Origin of the sequence: Dactylosporangium sp. CA-052675 (genome assembly GCF_050947935.1) — a bacterium.
Taxonomy (GTDB): domain Bacteria; phylum Actinomycetota; class Actinomycetes; order Mycobacteriales; family Micromonosporaceae; genus Dactylosporangium.
Genome location: NZ_CP192010.1, coordinates 7,636,442 through 7,642,279, shown reverse-complemented (window position 1 = coordinate 7,642,279; position 5,838 = coordinate 7,636,442). Strand labels below are relative to the sequence as shown.

The 5,838-nt window shown below is 75.5% G+C and carries 5 protein-coding genes; all 5 read left to right on the top strand.

Annotated features, from left to right (window positions below; all coding sequences use genetic code 11):
• The first annotated feature begins 11 nt into the window (after window positions 1-11).
• Genes ACQP1P_RS34050 through ACQP1P_RS34030 form a run of 5 tightly spaced genes read left to right on the top strand, consistent with a single transcriptional unit; the run spans window position 12 to window position 5,667 of the window.
• A complete protein-coding gene (locus ACQP1P_RS34050; RefSeq protein WP_433077264.1) occupies window positions 12-782 on the top strand; it encodes a 2,3-dihydro-2,3-dihydroxybenzoate dehydrogenase in 771 nt (256 codons plus the stop codon).
• A 44-nt stretch (window positions 783-826) separates the two neighbouring features.
• Complete coding sequence (locus tag ACQP1P_RS34045; protein WP_433077262.1) at window positions 827-2,029, top strand: isochorismate synthase; 1,203 nt, start codon at window positions 827-829, stop codon at window positions 2,027-2,029.
• Window positions 2,019-3,647, top strand: coding sequence for a (2,3-dihydroxybenzoyl)adenylate synthase (locus ACQP1P_RS34040; protein WP_433077260.1), 1,629 nt, complete (start codon window positions 2,019-2,021; stop codon window positions 3,645-3,647). Before ACQP1P_RS34045 ends, ACQP1P_RS34040 begins: the two co-directional genes overlap by 11 nt.
• Before the next feature lie 5 nt (window positions 3,648-3,652).
• Complete coding sequence (locus ACQP1P_RS34035; protein WP_433077258.1) at window positions 3,653-4,282, top strand: isochorismatase family protein; 630 nt, start codon at window positions 3,653-3,655, stop codon at window positions 4,280-4,282.
• Window positions 4,283-4,302: 20 nt separating this feature from the next.
• Window positions 4,303-5,667 carry a lysine N(6)-hydroxylase/L-ornithine N(5)-oxygenase family protein gene (locus ACQP1P_RS34030; RefSeq protein ID WP_433077256.1) on the top strand — a complete coding sequence of 455 codons (1,365 nt, stop codon included), beginning with the start codon at window positions 4,303-4,305 and terminating at the stop codon, window positions 5,665-5,667.
• Window positions 5,668-5,838 lie beyond the last annotated feature (171 nt).

The following is a 5,838-nucleotide window of genomic DNA, read 5'->3' as shown; positions in this document are numbered from 1 at the left end:
GAGGGAGCGCCATGGACGGGATCGCGCTGGTGACCGGCGCCGCCCAGGGGATCGGCCGCGCCGTCGCCCGGGCGTTCGCGGCCGGCGGCACGCGGGTGGCGGCGCTCGACCGCGACGCGGAGGGCGTCGGGACGCTCGCCGCCGAGCACGACGGCATCGTCGCCATCTGCGCCGACGTGCGCTCGGCGGCCGAGGTCGAGGACGCCGTCGCGGCCGCCGAGGCCGGGCTCGGCGCGATCACCGTCCTGGTCAACGTGGCCGGGATCCTGCGCACCGGCCCGGTGCTCGGCTACCGCGACGCCGACTGGGCCGACACGTTCGCGGTCAACGCGAGCGGGGTCTTCCACGCCAGCCGCGCGGTGGCCCGGCGGATGCGCGTCCGCCGGGCCGGCGCCATCGTCACCGTCTCCTCGAACGCGGCCGGGGTGCCGCGGGCGGGGATGGCCGCGTACGCCGCGTCGAAGGCGGCCGCGACCCACTTCACCAAGAGCCTCGGGCTGGAGCTGGCGGAGTACGGCATCCGCTGCAACGTGGTCGCCCCCGGCTCGACGGACACCCCGATGCAGCGGGCCATGTGGGCCGCGCACCCCGGCGGCCCGGCGGCCGGGGCGGCGGCGGTCGTCGCCGGCGACCCCGCGGCCTACCGCACCGGCATCCCCCTCGGGCGCATCGCCGAGCCCGAGGACATCGCCGACGCCGTGCTCTTCCTCGCCTCCGAGCGGGCCCGGCACATCACCATGCACGAGCTGTACGTCGACGGCGGCGCCACGCTGCGCGCCTGAGCGCCATCCCGGCACACCCTGCCGGCCGAAGGGAGCACCAACCCGTGACCATCGAGACCGCCGCGTCCGGCATAGAGACCGCCGCCGACCTCGTCGCCGCGTACCGGCCCGGCCGCAGTTCGCTGTTCGCGTCGCCGCGCGGCACGCTGCTGGCCGAGGGCACGTACTTCGCCGTCCCCCCGTCCGGCCGCCGCGACGCCCTCGCCGACCTCGACCGCCGGGTGCGGGCCGTGCTCGGCGTCGCCGAGGCGGCCGGGCACCCGGTGCGCACCGTGGTCGGCGCGGTCCCCTTCGCCCCCGACGCCCACGCCCACCTCGTGGTGCCGACGCACCTGCGCCACGGCCGCCCCGCCGGCCCCGGCGGCCCCGGCCGGCCCGTGAGCCTCGAACGGCACGGCATCACCGGGCTGCACCAGGTGCCGGCGGCGGACCGGTACGCCGCCGCCGTCGGCCGCGCCGTCGGCCAGATCGGCGACGGGCACTACACGAAGGTCGTGCTCGCCCGTTCGCTGCGCGCCGACTCGCCCGGCTTCGACCCGGCCCCCGTGGTGCGGGCGCTCGCCGCGCGCGAGCCCGGCGGCTACACCTTCGGCGTCGACCTCGGCGCCGGGCGCACCCTGCTCGGCGCCAGCCCCGAGCTGCTCGTGTCCCGCCGCGGCCGGCAGGTCGCGGCCCACCCCCTCGCGGGCTCGGCCGCCCGCGGCGCCGATCCGGCCGAGGACGCCCGCCGCGCCGCCGCCCTGCTGCGCTCCGAGAAGGACCGGCACGAGCACGCGGTCGTGGCCCGGGCCGTCGCCGACGCGTTGCGCCCGTTCTGCGCACGGCTCACGGTGCCCCCGGAGCCCTCGCTGGTGCGCACCGCCACCATGTGGCACCTGGGCACCCTGGTGACCGGGGCGGTCGCGGACCCGGCGACGAGCGCGCTGACCCTCGCCACCGCGCTGCACCCGACGCCGGCCGTCTGCGGCACGCCGACCGCCGCCGCCCGCGCCGCGATCGGCGAGCTCGAGCCCTTCGACCGCGGCTTCTACACCGGCATGGTCGGGTGGGTCGACGCGACCGGCGACGGCGAGTGGGCGGTGACCATCCGCTGCGCGGTCGCCGATCCCGGCGGCCTGGACCTCTTCGCGGGCGCCGGGATCGTGGCCGGCTCCGACCCCGGGGCCGAGCTCGCCGAGACCTCGGCGAAGCTCGGCACCATGCTGGCCGCCCTCGGGCTGTCCACGGAGCACGCCGATGTGGCCTGAGGACTTCCGGCGGGTGTACCGCGAGCGCGGCTACTGGACCGGACAGACGTTCGACGACCTGCTGCGCGAGCGGGCCGAGGCGCACGGCGAGCGGATCGCGATCGTCGACGGCGAGCGCCGGGTCACCTACGCCGAGCTGCGGGACCGGGCGCTGCGCCTGGCCGCCGGGCTGCACGGCATCGGCGTCCGCCGCGGCGACCGGGTCGTCGTGCAGCTGCCGAACACCGCCGAGTTCTTCGACGTCGTCTTCGCGCTGTTCCGCCTCGGCGCCCTGCCGGTCTTCGCGCTGCCCGCGCACCGCTCGGCCGAGATCGGCTACTTCTGCGCGCACACCGAGGCCGTCGCGTTCGTGACCACCGACGTGCACGAGGGCTTCGACCACCGCACGCTCGCGGCCGCGGCCGAGCCCGCGACCCTCGTCGTCGCCGGGGACCCCGGCGGCCACGCCGGTCTCGCGACCCTCTACGGCGAGGCGGACGACGTGGCCCGGCTGCCCGCGGGCCCGGCCGCGGACGAGGTCGCCTTCCTGCAGCTGTCCGGCGGCAGCACCGGCTTGCCGAAGCTCATCCCGCGCACCCACGACGACTACCTGTACAGCGTCCGCGCCTCCGCCGAGATCTGCGCGCTGGGTCCCGGCAGCATCTACCTGGCGGCGCTGCCGGTGTCGCACAACTTCACCATGTCCTCGCCCGGCGTGCTCGGGGCGCTGCACGCCGGGGGCCGGGTCGTGCTCGCCCGCCGGCCCGACCCCGCGACCGTCCTGCCCCTCATCGAGCGGGAGCGGGTGACGATCACGGCGGTCGTACCGCCGCTGGCCCGGCTGTGGCTCGAGGCGGTCGAGTCCGAGCCCACCGAGCCCACCGGGCCCACCGGGCTCACCGCCCGCCCGGACCTCGCCAGCCTCGCGGTGCTGCAGGTCGGCGGCGCGAAGCTCGCCGACACGGTCGCGGCCCGGGTCGGCCCGGTGCTCGGCTGCCGCCTGCAACAGGTGTTCGGCATGGCCGAGGGCCTCGTCAACTACACCCGGCTGGACGATCCCGACGAGATCGTGCTGCACACCCAGGGCCGGCCGATCAGCCCCGACGACGAGCTGCGGATCGTCGACGACGCCGACCGGCCGGTGCCGCCGGGGGAGGCCGGGCACCTGCTCACCCGGGGGCCGTACACCATCCGCGGCTACTGGCGCGCGGCCGCGCACAACCGCACCGCCTTCACCGCCGACGGCTTCTACCGCACCGGCGACCTGGTGCGCCGCCGGCCCGACGGCTACCTCGTGGTCGAGGGGCGCGCCAAGGACCAGATCAACCGCGGCGGCGAGAAGATCGCCGCCGAGGAGGTGGAGCACCATCTGCTGACCCACCCGGCGGTGCACGACGCCGCGGTCGTCGCGGTGCCCGACGCCTACCTCGGGGAGCGCAGCTGCGCCTTCGTGCTCGTCCGGCCCGGCGCCGTCCCGCCGACCCTGCCGGCCCTGCGCCGCCACCTGCGCGAGCGGGGCCTGGCGGCCTTCAAGATCCCGGACCGCGTCGAGATCGTCGATGCGTTCCCGGTCACCGGCGTCGGCAAGATCAGCCGGCGCGAACTGCGAGCCGCGCTCGCCGCGACGCAGAAAGGCTGAGCCCCGTGCTGCCCCGCATCACCCCGTACCCGGTGCCGACCGGCTTCGGTATCGCCCGGTCCAAGGTCGGCTGGCGCCCGGACCCGGCCCGCGCCGCGCTGCTCGTGCACGACATGCAGCACTACTTCCTGGCCCCGTTCGGCCCCTCGGGCCAGGCGCCGCTCGGCCGGGTCGTGGACAACATCAACACCCTGCGCGAGCGCGCCCGCGAGCGCGGCATCCCGGTCGTCTTCTCGGCCCAGCCGGGCGGGCAGAGCCGGGCCGAGCGCGGGCTGCTGCAGGACTTCTGGGGCGACGGCCCGCCGCCGGACGAGCGGGCGCTGGCGATCGTCGACGCGCTCGCCCCGGCCGAGGGCGAGCTGCGCGTGACCAAGCGCCGCTACAGCGCCTTCGCCGGCACCCCGCTGGCGCGGATGCTGGCCGGGCGCGACCAGCTGGTCATCACCGGCGTGTACGCCCACATCGGCATCCTCGCCACCGCGCTCGACGCGTTCGGGCGCGACATCCAGCCGTTCGTGGTCGCCGACGCGGTCGCGGACTTCGGCCCGGCCCACCACCGCGACGCCCTGCGTCACGTGCGGGACCGCTGTGGCGTCGTGGCCACCGCGGCCGAGATCACCGAGGGGCTGCAGTGAACCGAGTGGAAGGCGAACCCATGGACTCGACCGTGTACGACGTCGTCGGCATCGGCTTCGGCCCGTCCAACCTGGCGCTGGCGATCGCGATCGAGGAGTACAACGCCGGGCGCCCGGCCGCGCAGCACATCCGCGCGGTCTTCCTCGAGCGGCAGGACACCTTCGGCTGGCACCGCGGCATGCTGTTCGAGGACGCCACGATGCAGGTGTCGTTCCTCAAGGACCTCGTGACCCTGCGCAACCCGGCCAGCGGCTACAGCTTCGTGTCCTACCTGCACGCCAAGGGCCGCCTCGCCGACTTCATCAACTACAAGACGATGTATCCGCTGCGGGTCGAGTTCCACGACTACCTGGAGTGGGCCGCGGACCGCGTCGGCGCGCCGGTGCGCTACGGCCACACGGTGACCGACGTCGTCGTGGCCGCGGGCGGCGAGCTGCTCGAGATCGTGGCCGCGCACGCCGGCGGCGTGGCCCGGCTGAGCACCCGCAACGCGGTCGTCGCGGCCGGGCTGGAGCCGAGCCTGCCGGCCGGGGTGGAGCCGGGGGAGCGGGTCTGGCACAACCTCGACATCCTGCGCCGGGCCGAGACGTTCGCGGTCGATCCGGGCGCGCCGCCCGAGCGGTTCATCGTCGTCGGGGCCGGGCAGAGTGCCGCGGAGTCGGTGGCGTTCCTGCACGAGCGGTACCCCACCGCCGAGGTCTGCTCCGTGTTCTTCCGCTACGGCTACAGCCCGGCGGACGACAGCAACTTCGCCAACCGCATCTTCGACCCCGCGGCGGTCGACCTCTACTTCGACGCGCCCGCCGGCGTGAAGCGGATGCTGTTCGACTACCACCGCAACACGAACTACTCCGTCGTCGACTCGGACCTCATCGAGGACCTCTACCGCCGCTCGTACCGCGAACAGGTCCTCGGCCGCCGCCGGCTGCGGATGCTCAACGCCTCGCGGCTGACGCAGCTGCGGGCGCGGCCCGACGGGGTGACCGCGGTCGTCGAGCACCTGCCCTCGGGCGAGCACCTGACCCTGGAGGCGGACGCGATCGTCTACGCCACCGGCTACCGCCCCGTCGACGCGGCCCGCCTCCTCGGCTCGGCCGGGGCGCACTGCGACCGCGACGAGGAGGGGCTGCTGCGGGTCGGTCGCGACTACCGGGTGCGCACCGGCGACGGGCTGCGGGCCGGCGTCTACGTCCAGGGCGGCACCGAACACGCCCACGGCATCACCTCGACGCTGCTCTCGGCGGTGGCGGTCCGCTCGGGCGAGATCGCCGCATCGATCGGCGCCGCGGTCGCGGACCGGGTGGCCGCCGGGTCGCCGGAGGCCGGGCGACCGCTCGTGGGCGCGGCGAACCAGCGGGCGCGAACGTCGCGGATCCGAACCTAGCAGCCGGATCGCGATCGTGTCCCCGGTAAGGTCTGACCTCGCTCCCGACCTGTCCAATGTGGATTCATCAGAGCAATAACGGCGTGAATATACACACCTGCATCACCCGATCTGGGTGATCCTCTGGTTGGAGAGCCGGAGGAGGGATGCGCCGGAATGGCTGTGTGCGAG

Bases quoted from the DNA above. Each gene is read 5' to 3' on its own strand.
- ACQP1P_RS34050 (WP_433077264.1), top strand. From the start codon at position 12: ATGGACGGGATCGCGCTGGTGACCGGCGCCGCCCAGGGGATCGGCCGC.
- ACQP1P_RS34040 (WP_433077260.1), top strand. From the start codon at position 2,019: ATGTGGCCTGAGGACTTCCGGCGGGTGTACCGCGAGCGCGGCTACTGG.
- ACQP1P_RS34030 (WP_433077256.1), top strand. From the start codon at position 4,303: ATGGACTCGACCGTGTACGACGTCGTCGGCATCGGCTTCGGCCCGTCC.